Origin of the sequence: Actinoplanes sp. NPDC051494 (assembly GCF_044454705.1) — a bacterium.
In the GTDB taxonomy this organism is placed as follows: Bacteria; Actinomycetota; Actinomycetes; order Mycobacteriales; family Micromonosporaceae; genus Actinoplanes.
The window spans coordinates 259,356-278,441 of the sequence record NZ_JBITDZ010000001.1 but is presented as its reverse complement, the minus strand read 5'-3'; the positions used below and the strand labels follow the sequence as shown (position 1 = coordinate 278,441).

The following is a 19,086-nucleotide window of genomic DNA, read 5'->3' as shown; positions in this document are numbered from 1 at the left end:
GGTATGGCGAGCTGGTACGAGTCGCACATCGATCGCAAGATCCGCGAGGCGCAGGAACAGGGTCAGTTCGACGACCTACCGGGCAGTGGCAAGCCGCTCAGCGACCACGGCCAGGAATACCAGGAAGACTGGTGGGTGCGCGACTGGCTGCGCCGCGAAGGCGAGTCCGGCGGTGCGCTGCCGCCGACCCTGGCGGTCCGGCGCGAGGCCGAGGACCTGCACCGTACGGTGGATCAGCGCCGTTCCGAGACCGAGGTCCGGGCGTACGTGGTGGCCCTCAACGAGCAGCTCCGCAAGGCCCGCGCCGGCCTGCTCGACGGGCCTCCCGTGCTGCTGCCCCCGCTCGACGCCGACAAGGTCGTCCGCGGCTGGCGGGAACGCCGAGGGCTCAGCTCCGCTCCGTGACCCCGAGCGGCTCGGCCGTCAGGGTGTCGCAGTGCACGAACGCCTTGTCGATCGTGACGTCGGTGAACCAGAGGACCGGCAGCGTCAGCGGGGGCGGCGCCTCCGGGGTGAACACCACCGGGATCAGGCCGAACAGCTTGCCCGCGAACCGGGTCGCATAGAACGTGACGTCGCCCTCGATGGTCAGTTTGCGGCTCTCGAACAGGGTGCGGCGGCCCTCCCGCTCCGGCGCACTCAGTGCGAACGGCTCGGTGACCGCCTTGTCCATACTGAACTTCAGCGCCCGCAGGCCGCCGGTCGCGGTCGGCAGGTCCACCACCCCGTCGTACGTGGATTCGTACATCGTCAGCAGGTCCGTCTCCAGCAGCGCGGGGCGGGCCGCGACCAGGGGTACGTCACCGGCCCGCCCGTCCTTGAACACCCGCGGCCCCAGGCAGGGGATGTCCTCGAGGCCCGGCGCCGGGGACGGAGACGCCGAGCTGTCCGGGGAGGCCGGGGCGCGGCCGGTCGAGGATGAAGCGGTAGCTGACGGTGAAGCGGTGGCTGACGGGGACGCGGTGGCTGACGGGGACGCGGTGGGTGACGGTGGGCCGGGCAGGGTCGGCAGCGGAATCTGCGGGGTGACACTCGGCGCCGGCTCGGCGGTGACGGAGGGCGAGGCGTCCGGAGAAGCGTCCGAGGAGGACGCGGGCGCCGCACTGCCGTCGTTACCGAGGCCGATCAGGTCACCCACGCCGTCGATGAAGTCGTTCCAGTCCTCGGTCAGCGGATTGCCGGTCTCCCCGGCGTCCGGGGACGAGGACGAGGACGAGGACGAGGACGAGGACGAGGACGAGGACGACGGGGACGCACCGGGAGTCGTTCCGGTTCCCCGTGCCGTCGGCGTCTTGCCGGCTGCGGGAATGTTGACCTTCGGAGCTTCCGTCCCCGCACCGGACGACGCCGCCGCGGCGCTGGTGGAACGGGACGGCATCCCCTCAGGGCAGTCGTCGTCGGCCCGGGCCGGGGCACGGCTCCCGGCGGCCAGCACCATCGCGGTCACCGCCAGCGGCACCATGGTGATCACCAGCGCCCTGCGATGAACCCGGCGCCCCGGCGACCCGTCCTCCCCACCCGCCACCGCTGAACGTCCCGCTCCGGGTGAGGCCCCCGTGCCGGGCTGGGCTGGGGCCCCCGTGCCGGGCTGGGGTGAGGGCTCCGCGCCGGGCTGCGTGGCCTCGGCGGTGGGCGGTGTGGTCCTGCCGGTTTCCGCGTGGGCGTCGGCGAGACGGTCGGGCCTACCTGACATACCGTCGGGCGGGCGGGTGACCACGTCCGGTCCCAGGCCGGGGACGATCTCCGGGGTCGAGGTCATGGGGGCCAGGTCGACCGTATCGCTGGGTGGGGCGGTGGGGGAGCGCGGGCCCGGGGACTGCCGGGGGCGGGGGACCCAGGCCAGGACGAGGGCTCCGCCGATGATGCCGAGCAGCATGCCCAGGCCGAACCCGCCGAAGTTGAGGCCGATGAGGCTGTAGACCGCGGTCAGCAGGCCGAGGATGCCGTAGAACAGTCGCTGGCCGGGGGTTGTCCAGGTCAGGGCGCCGCAGAGGATCAGGATCAGCGGCAGGAGGTAGCTGAGGAAACCCTCGGGACCGAAGTGGACCTCGAGGTCCCCGATGGTCTGGTTGGCGCTGAGGAAGAGTTCCAGGCCGGCGATCAGCAGCAGCAGACCGCCCCAGAACGGCCTGGTGCGGCGCCAGGTGCGAAAGCCGGGGCGGTAGGTGTCGCGGACGGCGCTCCGCAGGCCCGCCCAGGTTGTCGGTGTTGCCACGTGCTCCCCTCCGAGTGTGCGCCAGGCATGGTCGAGGCCCGCGGCGGTGCGTCCGCGGGCCTCGGGTCCGTGGGGGTCAGAAGCACTCCGGCGGGGCGCCCTTGAGGTCGACGTTGATCTTGAGGTTGAGGCCGGTGAGGGTGAACGTGCCGGCCGTGGTGGAGACCGCGGTCTGGCGCAGGCCGGTGATGGTCACGTGTTCGGCCTGCTGGCCGAAGTCGCCGGCGTGCGGGTCCGCGTCCTTGTTACCGATCTTGAGGGTGCTGGCGTCCTGGCCGATGTTGATGTCGGTGAACTCGGTGTCGCCGCTGAGTTCGCTGACGCCGATCAGCAGGTTGGTGGCCCGGGCCGGTTTGCCGGGGGTGCGGCCCGCGCGGATGGTGAGCGACACCGGCGAGCCCGGCACCTTCACCGACTGGCACAGGTTGGCCAGCGAGGCCGAGTTGATGCTCGAGATGGCGACCGGGATCTGGGTGCCGTCGACGGTGTGGACCGTGCCGCCGTACTGGGCGAAGCCGGAGCCGTCGAGCTCGTCGGCGGAGATCTTGAACGACCTGCCGGACACCGCGAACGAGGCCGCGAACGCCCCGTTGGCCATGCCGATGACCAGGGCGGTGGCGGCGGCGACGGGCACCGCCGCGGCCACCGCGAATCGACGCCAGCTGGTCCGGCCGTGAAGCGGTTCGCCTGTCACCCGTTCCTCCTAGGGATTGAGGGGTTGAGCCGTGGTTGACGAGCGGAATGTTGCCCCTACCGGCCAGTAGGGACAAGGGGTCCGGCTACCGGCCGGTAACGTCCCAGAAACATGATCGAACTACGGAGGGTCACATCCATGCCAGCCAATGCCGACAAACGTCACAAGACCACCGGTGTGACCGTCACCACATGTGCGTGACGGGCTAATGTCACGAATGGGTAACGACTGTCAGGAGGCTCACAGCTACGTGCACCCGAGGTGCTGTGACCAGGCGTTCAAGTCCGGGCGAAGGATGCCGAATAAGGTCACGTGAGCGAACGTGAGCGGGAGCGGCTGCGCGCGCTGCACGAGTACCACCTCCTCGACGCCCCCGCGGACGACGAGCTCGAGGCCGTGGTCCGGGTGGCCGCGATGGTGGCCGGCGTCCCCACCGCGACGCTCAACCTCATCGACGAGCAGCGCCAGTGCCAGCTCACCACGACCGGGTTCGTGGGCGGCGACTCGCCCCGCGAGGACTCCATGTGCGCGGTGCGCTTCGAGACCGGCGAGTTCACGTACGTCCCGGACGCCAGCCTCGACCCGACGTTCGCGGCCAACCCGTGGGTCACCGGGATCCACGCGGCGGTCCGCTTCTACGCCTCCGCGCCGCTGGTCACGCCACAGGGCCACGCGCTCGGCAGCCTGTGCGTCTTCGACGCCGAGCCCGGCGAGCTGGACCGGGTGCAGATCGCCCGGCTCAAGGACCTCGCCCAGGTCGTCCTCGCGCTGTTCGAGCGCCGCCGGCAGTCGCGGATCAACGCCCGGTTGTTCCTGGAGGCCGAGGCCCGCCAGCAGTTCACCGACGCGGTCCTGGAGACGATCGACGTCGCCGTGGTCGCCGCCGACCCGGACGGTCACCTGACCCTGTTCAACCGGGCCAGCCGCGACTGGCACGGACTGGACGCCGACCCGTCGGTCGAACCGGTCGAGTTCGCCAATCGGTACGCGCTGTTCCGCGCCGACGGTGTCACCCCGATGCCGGTCGACGAGATCCCGTTGCTGCGGGCGCTGCGCGGGGGTGCCGTCCAGGACGCCGAGATGGTCATCCAGCCCGCCGGGCGCGCCCCCGTGCACGTCGTCGTCGGTGGCCGGGCGCTGACCGCGGCGGACGGGCAACCGCTGGGTGCGGTGGTCGCGATGGCCGACGTCACCGCCGACCGGGCCCAGCGCGACGCCCTGGAACAGGCCCTCGCCGAGTTGCGCCGCTCCAACACCGAGCTGGAGCAGTTCGCCGGGGTGGTCAGCCACGACCTCGCCGCCCCGCTCGCGGTGGTCAGCGGCTACCTGGAACTGCTCGCCGACAACTACCACGATAACCTCGACGCGCAGGCGCACAAGTGGATCGACTCGGCGACCCGTGCGGTGGGCCGGGTCCAGGGGCTCATCGACGCGCTCCTCTCGTACGCGAGGGCGGGTAGTGAGCCCTGCCGGCGCGCCAGGGCCGACCTGGGCGAGGTCGCCGATCAGGCGCTGATGGATCTGCGGGAGGTGGTCGGCGGCGCCGGGGCGACCGTGTCCGTGGCCGCCGGCCTGCCCCGGCTCGCCGTCGACCCGACGCTGATCCGCCAGCTGCTGCAGAACCTCATCGGCAACGCGGTGAAGTACCGCCGCCCGGACCGGCCGTGCCGCGTCGAGGTGGCCGCGGCGCCCGACGCCGACGGCTGGCTCGTCACCGTCACGGACAACGGCATCGGCATCGCCGAGGCCGACCGCGAGCGGGTCTTCGAGATGTTCACCCAGGTCGACGGCGCCAAGGCCGGGTACGGCGTCGGGCTGTCCACCTGCCAGCGCATCGTCCAGCGGCACGGCGGCCGGATCCGGGCCGAGCCGGCGCCCGGCGGCGGCACCCGCATCGCCTTCACGCTGCCGGAGGCGTGATGGGCTCCCTCGGGCGCCGGCTGCACGCCGGTTTCGTGCTGCTGATCCTGCTGTTCCTCGCGTTCGTCGTCGCCCAGCTCCTGGTCAGCGAACGGACCCAGACCCGGCACAGCGAGCGCGCCGAACGGCTGGACGCCGCCCACGACGCGAACGTCGCCGTGCTGCAGCACATGACCGACGCGGAGACCGGCGTGCGCGGCTTCCAGCTCACCGGCGAGCCGATCTTCCTCGAACCGTACGAGAAGGGCCGCGTCGGCGCGTTCACGTCGTTCGACGCGGTGTCCGCCGGTTCCTCGGACCCCACGGTGCTGCGCCTGCTGGCCGAGGAACGGGCGGCGGCCGCGCAGTGGCTGTACACGTACGCCACACCCGTCGTGAACGCCGGCGAGGCCGACCCTGAGTACCCGCTCACCCGGCGCGGCAAGGACCTGTTCGACCGGGTCCGGACCGCCAACGCCGCGGTGGACGCGGCGATCGTGAGCGAGCAGGCCGACGTGGCGGACGCCGACCGGCAGGAACAGCGCCTGGTCCAGCTGGTGTTCGAGCTGTCCGGGCTCGCGTTGCTGCTCGGCGGCATGGTGTTCGCCGCATGGAGCCGCAAGAGCCTGATCGCCCCGCTCGAGCACATCCGGATGACGCTGCGCCGGCTCGCCGCCGGTGAGCTCTCCGCCCGTGCGACGCCGTCCGGGCCGCGCGAGCTGCGCGCGGTCATCGGGACCCTCAACGACCTCGCCGCCGAGACCGAGCGCCTGCACGCCGCCGACCGGGCCCGGATCCAGCGCACCGACCTGCGCCAGGCGGTCGCCGTCCAGCTTCGCGACGTCAGCGAGCCCGAGCTCACCGGGCGGCGGGTGGCCGCCATGATCGGCGAGGCGCTGGGTGCCGACGCGGTGCACGGGCACATCGCCCTCGACGCCGATCGCGGCCTGAGCGTGCGCTGGCCGGACCACGCGCCGTCGCTGTCGTCGCGGACCGTCCAGGACGTCCTCGGCGGGGAACCCGGCGCCGCCCTCACCGTGCCGCACATCGCCGGGGCCGTGGCGGTGCCGCTGGCCGCCGACGCCGACTGCCCGGCGGGCCTGTTGTACGTGGTGCGCCGGGACCGGCCGCGCTGGACCGACGAGGAGCGCCGTCTGCTGGTCACCCTGGCCCGCGAGATCGACCACGCGGTACGCCAGCAGCGCCTGCACGACCGGCAGTCCCGGCTGATCGGCGAGCTGCGGGTGCTCGACGAACGCAAGGACGTGTTCGTCTCCACCGTCACCCACGAGCTGCGCACGCCGCTGACCAGCATCCTCGGCTACACCGAGATGCTCAACGACGGCGACGGCGGCGACCTGTCACCGCTGCAGCAGCGCGGGGTCAGCGCGATCCTGCGCAACGCGCACCGGCTCCAGGCCACGGTCGGTGACCTGCTGCTGCTGGACAAGTCGGGCCACGCGATCGAGAAGGCGGACCGGGCGGACACCGGCGCGACCGGACCGGTCGACCTCGCGGCGCTGACGGCGGGCGTGCACACGGAATTCGCCCCGCTCGCGCGCAGCCGCGAGGTCGGTCTCGACGGCGACGTCGCCACGGCCTGGGTGCACGGCGACGCCCGGCGGCTGGAACGCGCGGTGCGCAACCTGTTCGACAACGCCATGAAGTTCACCGGTGCGGGCGGGCACGTCAGGTACCGGGTCACCGCCGGTAACGGCAGCGCGGTGCTCACCGTGACGGACACCGGCATCGGCATCCCCGACGGCGACCTGCCCGGCCTGTTCACCCCGTTCCACCGCGCGGCGAACGCGATGGACCGGGCGGTGCAGGGACCCGGCCTGGGGCTGGCCATCGTCCGGACCATCGTGACCGAGCACGGCGGCACGGTCACGGTCGACTCCCGGCTCGGTGAGGGCAGCACGTTCACGGTCACCGTGCCGGTTGCCGCCGTCGCGCACCGGCCGTGATCAGTCGCTGCGCACGTCGCGGTGCACGGCGAGCACCGCACCGGCCACCACGGCCAGGGTCCACAGCTCGAAGGTCCGCAGCGCGCCCGTCTCGGCGGCCACGGCCTGCAGGTAGGACGTGAACGGCAACGGCAGGGTGAGGCCGCCGTACATGCCCTCGATCAGCAGCACCCACGCGGAGAAACCGATGAACAGGTACGCCGCCCGGCGCGCGATGGCCGCGCTGGCCGCCCCGAAAACGGCCATGACCGCGGCGACGGTCAGCGTCCGGCGGTAGTAGGCCGACTCGCCCTGCATGAGCGTGGTGATGCCGCTGAGCGCGGTGAACACGACCGCCACCAGTACCGCCGTGACGAGCTGCGCGAGCAGCACCAGCAGGCGGCGCGGCCGCGCAAGGTACAGCAGGATCGCCGTACGGTGCTGGTAGTGCTGGGTCACGCCCATCACCGCGAGGCCGAACGAGCCGATCCCGGCCATCAGCCCCCACATGTCGGCGCTGATGATGCCGAGACTCAGGCCCAGCGTGCCGAACGCGGCGATGGAGACCCAGCTGGACCGGATGGTCGCCATCCGGTACAGCTCGCTGCGGATCAGGGTGATCATCGGGCGCTCACCCGGTCCAGGAAGATCTGCTCCAGGTTCGGGGCGTCGCTGCTCAGCTCGTACACCGGCACCTGCGCCTCGAACGCGAGATCACCGGCGTCCTCGGCGGACAGTCCGGTCACCTCCAGGGCGTACCCGTCGGTCTCCACCTCGGCACCGGCCTGTTCGAACGCGCGCCACAGCTTCTGCGGGTCCCGGCCGCGGACCCGCAGCTTGCGGGTCGTGGAGCCGTACAGGTCGGCCAGCGGGGCGGCGAACTGGATCGTGCCCCCGGCGATGATGACCACGTCGTCGATGAGCTGGGCCAGCTCGGCCAGCAGATGACTGGAGATCAGCACCGTGCCGCCGCCCTGGGCGTGCGCCTTGAGCAGCTCCCGCAGCCACGCCATGCCCTCGGGGTCCAGCCCGTTGGCCGGTTCGTCGAACACCAGCACGGACGGCTCACCCAGCAGCGCGGTGGCCACCGCGAGCCGCTGGCGCATGCCGAGCGAGTAGTCACCGGTGCGCAGTCCAGCCTCGCCGGCCAGCCCGACCTGCTCCAGCAGCAGCTCGACGCGCTCCGCCTTGACGCCGGCCAGCAGCGCCTGGGTGTGCAGGTGCGCCCGCCCGGTCTGTCCTGGATGGCTGATGCCCTGTTCCATCACGGCACCGACCTCGCGCAGCGGGTGCTTGAGATCGCGGTACCGCTGCTTGTTGATCAGCGCGGTGCCGGAGGTCGGCCGGGTCAGGCCGAGCAGCATCCGCAACGTCGTGGTCTTGCCCGACCCGTTCAGGCCGAGGAACCCGGTGACCCGGCCCGGCGCGGCGGTGAAGCTGACCGCGTCGACGGCGGGAACCCGGCGATAGGTCTTGGTCAGTTCGACGGTCTCAATCATCGTGCCGCGGATTATGGCAGGCGCCGGCGAGCCGCGGGCACCCCCGTTTCGATCGACGGCAACCGGTTGGCACCGGGACGCGTACCCGGTGGCACCCGGGCGGGGCGAGTCTGGTGTTCCCCCGATCAAGGAGTTCCGCTGATGCGCCTGCGCCGGACCGCTCTCGCCGCCCTCGCCGCGGCCGCGCTCGTCGTGCCCACCGTGACGACCGCCGCCCTGGCCTCGACGCCGTCGCCCGCCGCCCCGGTGTCGGCCGCCGCGGTGTCGGCCGCCCCGGTATCGGCCGCGCACAAGGGTTCCGAGCCGTCGGAGACCGTCGAGCCGAGCAAGAGTGCGACAGCCAAGCCGACGAAGACCGGCAAACCGGCCAAGCAGGTCAGGTTCGCCGCGGACGGGCGGGCCACCGCGGTGGACGCCACGGCCGGCACGGTCACCCTGTACGTCAGGAACGGCACCAAGGAGGTCCGCAGGAGCACGATCACGGTGTCCGTACCCAGCTCCGCCAAGCTGCGGGTGAACGGCCGGAGGCTGACGCTGTCCGCGGTGACCGCGGGCTTCCGGATCGATGTCGTCGGCCGCAAGGTCGACGGGGTCTGGACCGCGAGCGTGCTCATCGCCACCGGGAAGGTCCGGGCCACCCCGTCACCCTCGGTCGCCCCGTCGACGTCGCCCTCGGTGGCTCCCTCGCCCTCGGCATCCGCTCCGGGAGACGACTCCGACGACGACGGCGACCACGACGCGGGCGACGACCACCCGTCGGCGTCACCCTCCGTGTCGCCTTCGGTCGATCTCAGCGACGACTGACCGCTCGGCAAGATCCGAAACGCCGCGTTCACCGCTTCGGTGCGCGGCGTTTCGGACATGGGCAGATACTGGCGGCGTGACTGTGTCCAACGACGGCGGCACCGCCGACGAGTTCGAGATCGATCTCCTGCGCAACCTCGCCCACCAGCGCGGCACCACCCGCCAGTCGGCGAGCGCGCAGGACATCTACCAGGCCCTCGCGCTGACTGTCCGTGACCGGCTCGTGGACCGGTACGTGCGGACGGCCGCGACCTACTACGAGACCAACCCCCGCTTCGTGTACTACCTCTCCGCGGAGTACCTGCTCGGCAAGCAGCTGTCGCAGAACCTGCTGTACTCCGGCACCCAGCACGACGCGTGGCTGGCGCTCGAGAAGCTCGGCGTCGACCCGGGCGAGCTGGAGAAGCTCGACGTCGAGCCCGGCCTCGGCAACGGCGGTCTGGGCCGGCTGGCCGCGTGCATCCTCGACGCCCTGGCCACCCAGGACGTCCCCGCGGTCGGCTACGGCATCCGCTACGACTTCGGCATCTTCAAGCAGACGTTCGAAGCCGGCGCGCAGGTCGAGCGGCCCGACGACTGGGCCTTCTACGGCAACCCGTGGGAATTCCCCGCCCCGGACGACCAGCAGCAGGTCGGGTTCTACGGCCACGTCGAGGACGGCAGGTGGACGCCGGGGGAGATCGTCCTCGGCGAGCCCAGCCACATGCTGGTGCCCGGCTACGGCACCGGCACGGTCAACCTGATCCGGCTCTGGCGGGCCCGCGCGAGCCGGGCGTCGTTCGACCTGTCGCTGTTCGGCGAGGGCCGCTACGGCGAGGCCGTGAACGCGATGGTGCGCTCCGAGAACATCACCAAGGTGCTGTACCCGGACGACAGCACCGAGCTGGGCCGCGAACTGCGCCTCAAGCAGCAGCACTTCCTGGTGACCTGCGCGCTGCGCGACATCGTGCGCCGCTACCGGCTGCGCAACAGCGACTGGGACGGGTTCGCCGACAAGGTCGCGATCCAGCTCAACGACACCCACCCGGTCATGGCGATCGCCGAGCTGACCCGGGTCCTCGTCGACGAGGAACACCTGGAGTGGGGACGGGCCTGGGCGATCGTGCGGCGGGTGTTCGCGTACACCTGTCACACGCTGCTGCCGGAGGCGCTCGAGACCTGGCCGGTCACCCTGGTGGAGCGGCTGCTGCCGCGGCACATGGAGATCATCTACCTGATCAACCACCACTTCCTGCAGGAGGTGGCCCAGCACTACCCCGGCGACCAGGCCAAGCTGCGCGAGCTCTCGATCATCCAGGAGGAGCCCGAGCGCCGGGTACGGATGGCACACCTCGCCGTCGTCGGCAGCGCCGCGGTCAACGGGGTCGCCGAGCTGCACTCCCGGCTGCTGCGCGAGACCACGCTGCGGGCGTTCGCCGCGATGTGGCCGGAGCGGTTCCACAACGTCACCAACGGCATCTCGCCGCGCCGTTTCCTGGCGCTCGCCAACCCCCGCCTCACCGGGCTGATCACCGCACGCCTCGGCGACGACAAGTGGCTGAGCGACCTGGACCGGCTGTCCGGTCTCGAGGGTGCCGCCGACGACAGCGGCTTCCGGGACCGGTGGCGTGAGGTCAAGCGGGCCAACCGCCGCGACCTGGCCAGCTACGCCCGCACCGCGACCGGTGTCGCGCTCGACCCGGACGCCATGGCCGACGTGATGATCAAACGGTTCCACGAGTACAAGCGGCAGCTGCTGCGGGTGCTGCACGTCATCACGATCGTCCAGCGGATCCGCCGCGGCGACACCGCGAACCTCGTGCCACGCTCGATCGTGTTCGGCGGCAAGGCGGCCCCGGGCTACTACGCGGCCAAGCGCGTCATGCGCCTCGCCAACTCGGTGGCCGACCTGGTGAACACCGACCCCAAGCTCTCCGCGTACGTGAAGATGGTCTTCCTGCCGAACTACAACGTCTCGCGCGCCGAGCTGATCATCCCGGCGGCCGACCTCTCCGAGCAGATCTCGCTCGCCGGCAAGGAGGCGTCCGGCACCAGCAACATGAAGCTGGCGCTCAACGGCGCCCTGACCATCGGCACCCTGGACGGCGCCAACGTGGAGATCCGCGACCGGGTCGGCGCGGAGAACTTCTTCCTGTTCGGCCTCGACACCCAGCAGGCGGTGGCGCTCAAGGAGTCCGGATACCGTCCCCGCAGCTGGTACGAGTCCGACTTCGAGCTGCGCGAGGCGATCGACTTCGTCGCGGCGGGGGAGACCCACGAGCTCGCCGAGGACCTGCTCAACCGCGACGAGTACCTCACGCTGGCCGACTACCGCGCGTACGTGGACTGCCAGGACGAGGTGTCGCGGGCCTGGCAGGACCGTGAGGCCTGGACCCGGATGTCGATCCTCAACGCGGCCCGCAGCGGCTTCTTCTCCGCCGACCGCACGGTCCGCGACTACGGCCGCGAGATCTGGAACCCGGGTCAGCCGGCCGTGCAGACCGTGGCTGCCGAGGGGCAGAGCTTGAGGGAGGCGGGGAAGTAGCGGCGGTACGCGAACGGGCCGATGTGGTAACTCACGGTCAGGCCGTCGAGGGTGGCGTCGCGGGCCGGGACGGCGAACTCGTACAGGATCTCGATCGTGTCGTCCGTCCGGGGCCGGATGCGGTATCCCCGGGGGCTGTGGCGTTCCAGGGCGTCCCACGCGCCGGGCAGCGGGAGGCCGTGGATCGCCACCGACCCGGCGCCCAGCACCGGGTACCGGGTCCCGTCCCAGACGAACGGGCCGGCCGTCGTCGTGAGACCGTGCACGCCGGTGAGCGTGACCTCGTCGACGACGACGGTGTGATCGGTGCCGTTGTGCAGTTCCACCGCGCCCCACAGGACGCCCTGGTCGGTGGGCTGGACGCGGCCCGCCAGCCCGCCCAGGGCGCCGCCGTCGAGCGGGCCGTCGCGCCGCAGCGGACCGGGCCCGAGGCCGAACACCCCGATCAGGACGGCGGTGACCAGCACCGCGATGATGGCGAGACCGATACGGCGCTCGCGCGCGATGCTCTGAACCGGCATCTGATGATCGTTGCCGGGCGGGGCCGGACCGGTCATCGTCCGTTCAGGTGAGCCGGGTGGCGCAGCGTGCCCACAGGGCGGGCCATCCGGTCCGCAGCCAGGACGCCGGCACCAGCAGACCGTGGGCGGCGATCCGGTCCCGGAACCCCTCCGGCACGCCGCCCAGCTCCCGGGCGTCCGCCCACGCCCCGGTCCAGATCTCGTCGCGCAGCGAGGTGGCCGGGAAGCCCGGCACGCGTACCCGCCGCCGCGCGGTGACCGCGGTGACCCGGCCGGCGTCGCCCAGCCCGCCCCAGGACGCGACCGTCAGGACGGCGGCGCGCAGCAACGGGCCGGGTGGCCGGGCGGCCATCGCCGCGGCCAGGAGCGGGTCGTCCGCCGCGATCAGGGTGCCCAGCGCCGCGCGTACCCGCAGTGCCACGATCTGCGCCGTGCGCGCGGGTGCCACCGCCGGCCGCCGGCCCAGCTCGCGCAGGGTGCGTGGAGCCGGTTCGTCGCGGAGCAGCGGGGCCAGCCGATCGCGTACCGCTGCCGGAAGGCCCCCGATCGCCTCCGTGAGCGGACGACCGGCCGTCGCCGTCCACAACCGGGCCAGGGCCGCCGGGTCGTCGAGCGCGTCCCGGACCGCCCGCCGCAGCGCCGCCGCCGTGAGCCGGCGCAGCGCGACCAGGCTCTCCGGGACCGGATCCGCGCCGATCAGCGCGGTCAGCGCGGGCTCCGGGCGCACCGGCGGCGCCGCTGCGCACGCCGCGACCAGCTGATCCTCGAACCGCGGGGACGACGGTCGCCGCCGGGCGGTCCGGACCGGCACGGGTTCGTGGTCCGGCACCTCCGGCATCGGTACGGGCAGAGCGCGCACCCAGGCACCGACCCGCTCGGTGAGCTCGGCCGGGGGATCCACGTTGAACCGCGCCTTGATCTGCTCCAGCCGCCAGCCCCTGCCGGTGCGCCCCACGCTCACGTTGGCCAGGATCGTGCCGTCCGGCCCGCGCAGCGCCAGCAGGGCGGTCGTCCCCTCGGCGGCCTCCTCGTCGTAGACGGCGATGCAGTTGCCCATGTACCGCGCCCACTCGGTGAGCGTGCTCCCGGTGCGGGCGACCTCGATCCGGGCGTCGGTACCGGGCAGGACGCTCCCGTGGGCGGCGGCCACCGCGGGTGGCACGGCGAACTCGGCGACCCGTCCCGCGGCCGCGTCCGCGCCGGCGACCAGACCGGTGAGCAGCGCCGCCCAGTCGCGGGGCCGGGCCGCGACGGTGCCGCCGAGCGCGACCAGCTGCGCGGCCCGGGCGGCGGCGAGCGGGATCGAGCCGGTGTCCCCGTCGTCCTCGGGCGGGGGCAGCGCGTGCGGGCGGTACCGCTGGTGCTGGAGCAGGGCCCCGGCCAGCCCCGTCAACCGGGCCTGGGCGTCGCTCAGCTCGCCCAGCCAGAGCAGGTCACCGACGATCTCGACCCGGTGCGGTTCGACGCCGGGGGCGGCCCGCAACCGCTCGGCCAGCACCGGGCGTTCGCCGTCCTGGTCCTGGGCCCAGGTGCCGAGCCGCTCCGGCGAGAAGTAGCCGACCCGCTCCCGCCAGCCGGCGAGATCCGCGTGGCGGATCCGGTCCAGGGCCGCGAGAGCGCGGGGTTCCTCCCGGAAGCCCCGGTCGGTCAGCATGTCGTCGGCGGCGGCCCAGGCCACGGCGACGTGGTCCCGGGCGGTCGTCAGGCGCCTGCGGACCCCCTGTTCCTGCTTCGGGCTCAGGGCGTTCTGCTTGCCGAGTAACCTGGCGAAATCGTTCAGGTACGCGCTCGGGCGGGCCGGGTGCGCGGTGTGCCCCGCGGCCGGGCGCACCGCGTCGGTGAGCTCCCGCCTGCTCAGCAGCGCCGCACCGGCCTCGATCTCCGCGCGGTGCCGCCGCAGCCCCTGCTCCACCCCGTGGTCGACCACCGCGACGGCGACCCGGGCCAGCACGGTCGCGGCCAGGGCGTCGTGCAGCGCCCGGAGGTAGCGGTCCTCCCAGAACGAGTACGGCGGGTACCAGAGCGCCGCCGCGCTCAGGGTGGACCCCGGCCCGACGGCCCGCTCGACGATCGTGTCCTCGTAGAGCTGCCGGCGGTAGAACAGCGGCGCGTAGAGGCTCTCGGCGCTCTGCGACCGGTGCAGCCGCTCGGTGCGCCGCGTCGCCACGATGGTGGCGCAGGACCGTCGCCAGAGGTCGGTCAGCACGGTGAGGCGCCGCCGCCGTGTCAACGGCTCCAGCACCCGGCCCAGGTGGGCCCCGACGACGGACGGCAACCCGTGCGGGAACGGGTCCTCGTCGCCCGGGAGACCCATCAGCTCGACCAGCTGTTCCGGCCCGAGCAGGTCACTGACCGCCACGGCATAGCGCAGCACCGGCCACCGTCCGGCCCCGATCGCGTCGAGGGCGGCGGCCCCCAGCGGTTTCGTGGCGTCCGGCCCGAACAACGCGACCAGCAGCGCGGCGCCGGGCCCGGTCCGAGCGGCGAACCGGGGCACGGCGAGCGCGGCCAGCACGCCGTCGCGGCGGTCGCCCGTACCCCCCGTCGGTCCGCGCGGAGCGGAACCCACCACCCAGCGCGACCCCCGCGCCCGCGGCGACCACACCCCCGGCCGCGACCAGCTCACCCAGCGCGGCCAGCGCTTCGGCCCGCACCGCGTCCCCGGCGTCCGCGGGACCGACGGCGACGGGCGTGCCGGGCGCGAACCGGCCGGCCGCGGCGGGTGAGCTGGTCGCCGCCGGGACGACACACTCCGCGGCCCGCACGGCGACCCCGCCCGCCAGCATGATTCTCACCGGACCATGATGACCGGCCCGTCCACCCGGTTTCGGTACGGTGTATCGGCTGGTGCCGCGATGCCATGATCGTGCTGTGACGACGGACGTGCTCCATGAGTGGTCGGTGCGGCGGGCGATGGCCGCGGCGGCCGTGGTGAGTTTCTCGGCGGCCGTCGTCGTGCAGGTGGTGCTCGGTGCGGTCCTGCGGACGGGCATCGGCCCCGCCGTCGTCTTCGTGGTCGTCTACACCCTGGTCTTCACCGGGGGATCGGTGCTGCTCGATCGGGCCCGGCCCACCCGCCTGCGGGCCACCGCCGAGGGCCTCGAACTCGCCGGGGCCCGCCGCGACGGGGTGTTCCTGCCGTGGCCGGTCGTCACGGCCGTCCGGGTCCGCTGGTTCTGGCCGGTCGCGACGCTCGAGGTGACCGTGCCGGAGGCGCAGACCGGCCGGGTGGTCCCGCTGGCCCGTGGCGGCCGCGGACCGCTCCGGAGGCGCCGGGCGGGCCACGTACGTTTCGTCGTGCCCCTGGCCGGTCTCCCCGCGCCCGCCGCGACGATCGGCGCGGACCTCAAGGGGTAGGGGCTTCACCGGTGCCGTGGCGCGCGACCATCGTGCGGACGGCTTCGTCCACGACCTCGGTCGTGCGCTCAGGGGTCACCGTCCAGTCGGGGAGCACCAGGCGTGGCCAGAACAGGTAGTTGGAGATCATCCCGAGGAACTGTGTCACGGCCATCTCCGGATCGGCGATGTCCGCGGCTCCCGCGTCGTGCTCGGTCACGAGGTAGGTCCGGACCGCCTCGAAGTACGGCAGTTTGCCCTGGGCGAAATGTGCCTTGGCCAGTTCGGGGAAGCGTGGCAGCTCGGCGATGACGATGCGGAACAGGTCGGTCATCTCCGGCTGGACCACCAGCGCCGCGTAGCGCCGTCCGAGAACCGTCAGGCCGGCCGTCAGGTCGCCGGCCGGCGGCGCGTCGGCGACGTGCTTCTCGGCCCACGAGTCGATGACTATGGCGTCGAACAGTGCTGCCTTTGTCGGGAACTGCTTGAACAGCGTCGCTTTCGAGACACCGGCGCTGTCGGCGACCCGCGCCAGGGAGGCCCGGTCATAGCCCAGCTCGAGGAAGAGCCCGGTGGCAGCTTGCACGATGAGCGCGCGTTTCTCCCGGGCCACGCGCTGGTGGTAGGCCGACGGTGCTGGGGTCATGCGCCCATCATAGCGAGGTGAGTGGGTTGACTCACCATTGCCAGGGGCGTAGCTTCGCCCATGGTGAGCCGATCGACTCACCACTTGCTCCAGCACTCGGAGGACCGCATGTCCCGCTTCGCCCATCAGACCGTTCTCGTGACCGGCGGCAGCGGCGGGCGGGCGCCAGCCACGTCCGCGCGCTGCACGCCGAGGGTGCCAACGTCGTCATCGGTGGCATCGATGCCGGGCGTGGCGCCGCCCTCGCCGCCGAGCTGGGGGACCGGGCGCACTTCGTCCGCCTCGACGTCGCCCGGGAGGAGTCGTGGGCCGCCGCCGTCGCGGAGACCGAGATGGTGTTCGGCGCGCTCACGGTCCTGGTCAACAACGCCGGGGTGCAGAACCCGCCGGCCCTCGTCGAGTCCACCGACCGGGCCACGTGGGATCGGATCCTCGACATCAACCTCACCGGCACGTTCCTCGGCATCAAGGCGGCCGCCCCGGCGCTACGGCGCGCCGGGGGAGGAACGATCGTCAACATCGCCTCCACCATGAGCCTCGGCGGCACCGCGTTCTACGCGCCCTATGTCGCGAGCAAGTGGGCGATCCGCGGGCTCACCCGGACCGCTGACCTCGAGCTGGGCCGGGACAACATCCGCGTCAATGTCATCCACCCCGGGGTGGTCGCCACGCCGTTCATCACCGAGCCGGCGGCCGGCAGCGACACCCCGATCGCCGACCTCTACTCGCCCGAGCCGTTCGCCGTCGCGCGACTCGGGCAGCCGGCCGACATCACGGCGCTGCTGGTGTTCCTGGTCTCGCCGGACGCGGCCTTCATCACCGGCGCCGAGTACGTCATCGACGGGGGACTGCTGCTCGGCCCCGCCCTGCAGAAGCAGGCCGCGTGAGGACCGCGGACCGGCGCGGCGACCGGCCGGTACGCCGACCTGCGCGCGGACCCGGCCTTCACCTTCCACCTCAGGAACGGCGCCTCGATCATGGGGCACGTCGGCCGGGAACGGGGACGGCCCGCGGCCCCGCCGGTGAGCGGGACCACGGGCCGTTGCCGGTGGTGGCTTCTAGCCCTTGACGCTGCCCGCGAGCAGGCCGCGGACGAAGTAGCGCTGCAGGAGCAGGAAGATGGTGACCGGGACCAGGATGGACACGAAGGCGCCCGCGGACAGCAGGTGCCAGGCCGTGCCCCGGGTGCCGCTGAGGTTGGCCAGGGCGACCGTGAGGGGTGCGATCTCCGTGCCACCGCCACCGAACACGAGGCCGACCAGCAGGTCGTTCCAGACCCAGAGGAACTGGAAGATGCCGAACGCCGCCAGGGCCGGCCGCAGCAGCGGCAGCAGGACCCGGAAGAAGATCGCCACGTGGCCCGCACCGTCGATGCGGGCCGCCTCCAGCAGGGTGGCCGGGATCTCCCGCATGAAGTTGTGCAGCAGGTAGATGGCCAGCGGGAGACCGAAGATGGCGTGCGAGAGCCAGATCGTCCAGAACGTGTTCGCCAGGCCGCCGTCCACGTACAGCGTGAGCAGCGGGATCAGGGTGACCTGCAGCGGCACGATCTGCAGCGCGAAGATGACCAGGAACAGCAGGTCACGTCCGGGGAACTTGATCCAGGCGAACGCGTACGCCGCGATCGTCGCCAGCGTCAGCGGGATCAGCACCGAGGGGATGGTGATCACGATGGAGTTGACGAAGTACGAGCCGAGCCCGGCGCCGTCGTTGGCGTCCAGGACCGCCTTGTAGTTGTCGAGCGTCACCTGCGGGTCGGTGAAGAACGTCCACCAGCCCGTCGTCTTGATCGCGCGTTCCGGGCGGAACGACGAGACGAGCAGGCCGAACGTCGGCAGGGTCCACAGGATGGCGATCACGACCGTCACGATCGAGGCCACCGGCGAACTGAGCTTGCGCTTCATGAACGAACTGTTGGACTCGTCCTTGACGGCTTCCGGCAGCACCGGAGTGGTCGGTAGGGCGGTGGTCATAGCGCCTCCGAACGCTTGAGCTGCCGGACGTTGTAGACGACGATCGGGATCACCATGATGAACAGGATCACCGCGAGCGCGGCGCCCAGCCCCTGGTTGCCGCTGCGGAAACTCTGGCTGTAGAACTCGTTGGCGATGACGCTCGTGCCGTACTGGCCACCGGTCATCGTCCGGACGATGTCGAACACCTTCAGCGTGCCGATGGCGATCGTGGTCAGCACCACGACCACCGCCGGGCGGATCGCCGGCAGCGTGATGAAGCGGAACATGCCCCACGTGCTGACACCGTCGAGGCGGGCGGCCTCGATGATGTCGTCCGGGATCGCCTTGATGGCCGCCGACAGGATGGTCATCGCGAAGCCGGCCTGGATCCAGATCAGCACGATGATCAGCAGCAGGGTGTTGAGCCAGTTGATCAGCAGCCAGTTCTGCGGGGTGCCGCCGAGCCAGACGACGATCTGGTTGAGCAGGCCGATCTGCTTCACATTGGCCTGGTCCGGCCGGTACGCGTAGACGAAGCTCCAGATGATCGACGCGCCCACGAACGAGATCGCCATGGGCAGGAAGACCAGCGCCTTGGCGAACGACTCGAACTTCGACTTGTCCACCAGGATCGCGTAGACGAGGCCGATCGCGGTGGCGACGAACGGGGTGACCAGGACCCAGATGACGGTGTTGCCGAGCACCTTGAGCTGCTCGCTGTCACCGAAGATCGTCTGGTAGTTGTCCAGCCCGATGAACGAGTTCCCGGCCGCGTCGAAGAACGACTGGAAGATCGTGCGCACGCCCGGGTACACGAGCCCGACGGCGAGCATGAGCAGGGTCGGCAACAGGTAGAAATACGCCGTCAGCCGGTCGGCCAGCTTGCCCCGGAACAGGGTGGCCAGGAACAGGATGATGCCCACGACGGCGGCGAAGAGCAGGATCGCGGCGATCATCAGCCCGAATTTACCGGCGTTGGTGTCTGCGGTTAACACGCGACCCATACCTCCTTAGCAAGAGAGGAGAAGAGGGCCGGTCGCCTGTGGC

16 protein-coding genes are annotated in these 19,086 nt (G+C 71.9%); 7 read left to right on the top strand and 9 right to left on the bottom strand.

Annotated features, from left to right (window positions below; genetic code table 11):
- Positions 1-3: 3 nt before the first annotated feature.
- Positions 4-405, top strand: a complete 402-nt coding sequence (locus ACIA6A_RS01285) for a DUF1992 domain-containing protein (RefSeq protein ID WP_396095357.1) — start codon at positions 4-6, stop codon at positions 403-405.
- Here the strand turns inward: ACIA6A_RS01285 and ACIA6A_RS01280 are convergent.
- Together ACIA6A_RS01280 and ACIA6A_RS01275 are read right to left on the bottom strand one after the other, a co-directional pair.
- Positions 389-2,215, bottom strand: a complete 1,827-nt coding sequence (locus ACIA6A_RS01280) for a DUF6114 domain-containing protein (protein WP_396095356.1) — start codon at positions 2,213-2,215, stop codon at positions 389-391. The genes ACIA6A_RS01285 and ACIA6A_RS01280 overlap by 17 nt on opposite strands.
- A 76-nt stretch (positions 2,216-2,291) precedes the next feature.
- Positions 2,292-2,909, bottom strand: a complete 618-nt coding sequence (locus ACIA6A_RS01275) for a DUF6230 family protein (RefSeq protein ID WP_396095355.1) — start codon at positions 2,907-2,909, stop codon at positions 2,292-2,294.
- 312 nt (positions 2,910-3,221) lie between these two features.
- On the opposite strand from ACIA6A_RS01275, the gene ACIA6A_RS01270 reads away from it, so the two are divergent.
- Both ACIA6A_RS01270 and ACIA6A_RS01265 read left to right on the top strand, forming a co-directional pair.
- The gene (locus ACIA6A_RS01270) at positions 3,222-4,829 is read left to right on the top strand and encodes an ATP-binding protein (RefSeq protein WP_396095353.1); all 1,608 of its coding nucleotides are present in this window, start codon (positions 3,222-3,224) and stop codon (positions 4,827-4,829) included.
- The gene (locus ACIA6A_RS01265) at positions 4,829-6,775 is read left to right on the top strand and encodes an ATP-binding protein (protein WP_396095352.1); all 1,947 of its coding nucleotides are present in this window, start codon (positions 4,829-4,831) and stop codon (positions 6,773-6,775) included. Before ACIA6A_RS01270 ends, ACIA6A_RS01265 begins: the two co-directional genes overlap by 1 nt.
- On the opposite strand, the gene ACIA6A_RS01260 is transcribed toward ACIA6A_RS01265, so the two are convergent.
- Together ACIA6A_RS01260 and ACIA6A_RS01255 are read right to left on the bottom strand one after the other, a co-directional pair.
- The gene (locus ACIA6A_RS01260; protein ID WP_396095350.1) at positions 6,776-7,378 is read right to left on the bottom strand and encodes a hypothetical protein; all 603 of its coding nucleotides are present in this window, start codon (positions 7,376-7,378) and stop codon (positions 6,776-6,778) included.
- Positions 7,375-8,253: an ATP-binding cassette domain-containing protein gene (locus ACIA6A_RS01255; protein WP_396095349.1), complete on the bottom strand. Its 879-nt coding sequence runs from the start codon at positions 8,251-8,253 to the stop codon at positions 7,375-7,377. The genes ACIA6A_RS01260 and ACIA6A_RS01255 overlap by 4 nt, the downstream gene beginning before the upstream one ends.
- A 141-nt stretch (positions 8,254-8,394) precedes the next feature.
- On the opposite strand from ACIA6A_RS01255, the gene ACIA6A_RS01250 reads away from it, so the two are divergent.
- Together ACIA6A_RS01250 and ACIA6A_RS01245 are read left to right on the top strand one after the other, a co-directional pair.
- Positions 8,395-9,057: a hypothetical protein gene (locus ACIA6A_RS01250; protein WP_396095348.1), complete on the top strand. Its 663-nt coding sequence runs from the start codon at positions 8,395-8,397 to the stop codon at positions 9,055-9,057.
- Between the two features lie 76 nt (positions 9,058-9,133).
- Positions 9,134-11,581 carry a glycogen/starch/alpha-glucan phosphorylase gene (locus ACIA6A_RS01245; protein WP_396095347.1) on the top strand — a complete coding sequence of 816 codons (2,448 nt, stop codon included), beginning with the start codon at positions 9,134-9,136 and terminating at the stop codon, positions 11,579-11,581.
- Here ACIA6A_RS01245 and ACIA6A_RS01240 read toward each other — a convergent pair.
- Positions 11,521-12,102, bottom strand: coding sequence for a hypothetical protein (locus tag ACIA6A_RS01240; RefSeq protein ID WP_396095346.1), 582 nt, complete (start codon positions 12,100-12,102; stop codon positions 11,521-11,523). The genes ACIA6A_RS01245 and ACIA6A_RS01240 overlap by 61 nt on opposite strands.
- Positions 12,103-12,145: 43 nt before the next feature.
- Positions 12,146-14,674, bottom strand: coding sequence for a hypothetical protein (locus ACIA6A_RS01235; protein ID WP_396095345.1), 2,529 nt, complete (start codon positions 14,672-14,674; stop codon positions 12,146-12,148).
- A gap of 299 nt (positions 14,675-14,973) precedes the next feature.
- On the opposite strand from ACIA6A_RS01235, the gene ACIA6A_RS01230 reads away from it, so the two are divergent.
- Positions 14,974-15,459: a hypothetical protein gene (locus ACIA6A_RS01230; RefSeq protein ID WP_396095344.1), complete on the top strand. Its 486-nt coding sequence runs from the start codon at positions 14,974-14,976 to the stop codon at positions 15,457-15,459.
- On the opposite strand, the gene ACIA6A_RS01225 is transcribed toward ACIA6A_RS01230, so the two are convergent.
- The gene (locus ACIA6A_RS01225) at positions 15,449-16,084 is read right to left on the bottom strand and encodes a TetR/AcrR family transcriptional regulator (protein WP_396095343.1); all 636 of its coding nucleotides are present in this window, start codon (positions 16,082-16,084) and stop codon (positions 15,449-15,451) included. The genes ACIA6A_RS01230 and ACIA6A_RS01225 overlap by 11 nt on opposite strands.
- A 17-nt stretch (positions 16,085-16,101) precedes the next feature.
- Here ACIA6A_RS01225 and ACIA6A_RS01220 point away from each other — a divergent pair, with 17 nt between their 5' ends.
- Positions 16,102-16,971: an SDR family NAD(P)-dependent oxidoreductase gene (locus ACIA6A_RS01220; RefSeq protein ID WP_396095342.1), complete on the top strand. Its 870-nt coding sequence runs from the start codon at positions 16,102-16,104 to the stop codon at positions 16,969-16,971.
- Positions 16,972-17,142: 171 nt separating this feature from the next.
- On the opposite strand, the gene ACIA6A_RS01215 is transcribed toward ACIA6A_RS01220, so the two are convergent.
- Both ACIA6A_RS01215 and ACIA6A_RS01210 read right to left on the bottom strand, forming a co-directional pair.
- On the bottom strand, positions 17,143-18,057 hold the full coding sequence (locus ACIA6A_RS01215; RefSeq protein ID WP_396095341.1) for a carbohydrate ABC transporter permease: 915 nt from the start codon (positions 18,055-18,057) through the stop codon (positions 17,143-17,145).
- Complete coding sequence (locus ACIA6A_RS01210) at positions 18,054-19,043, bottom strand: carbohydrate ABC transporter permease (RefSeq protein WP_396095340.1); 990 nt, start codon at positions 19,041-19,043, stop codon at positions 18,054-18,056. The genes ACIA6A_RS01215 and ACIA6A_RS01210 overlap by 4 nt, the downstream gene beginning before the upstream one ends.
- Between the last annotated feature and the right edge of the window lie 43 nt (positions 19,044-19,086).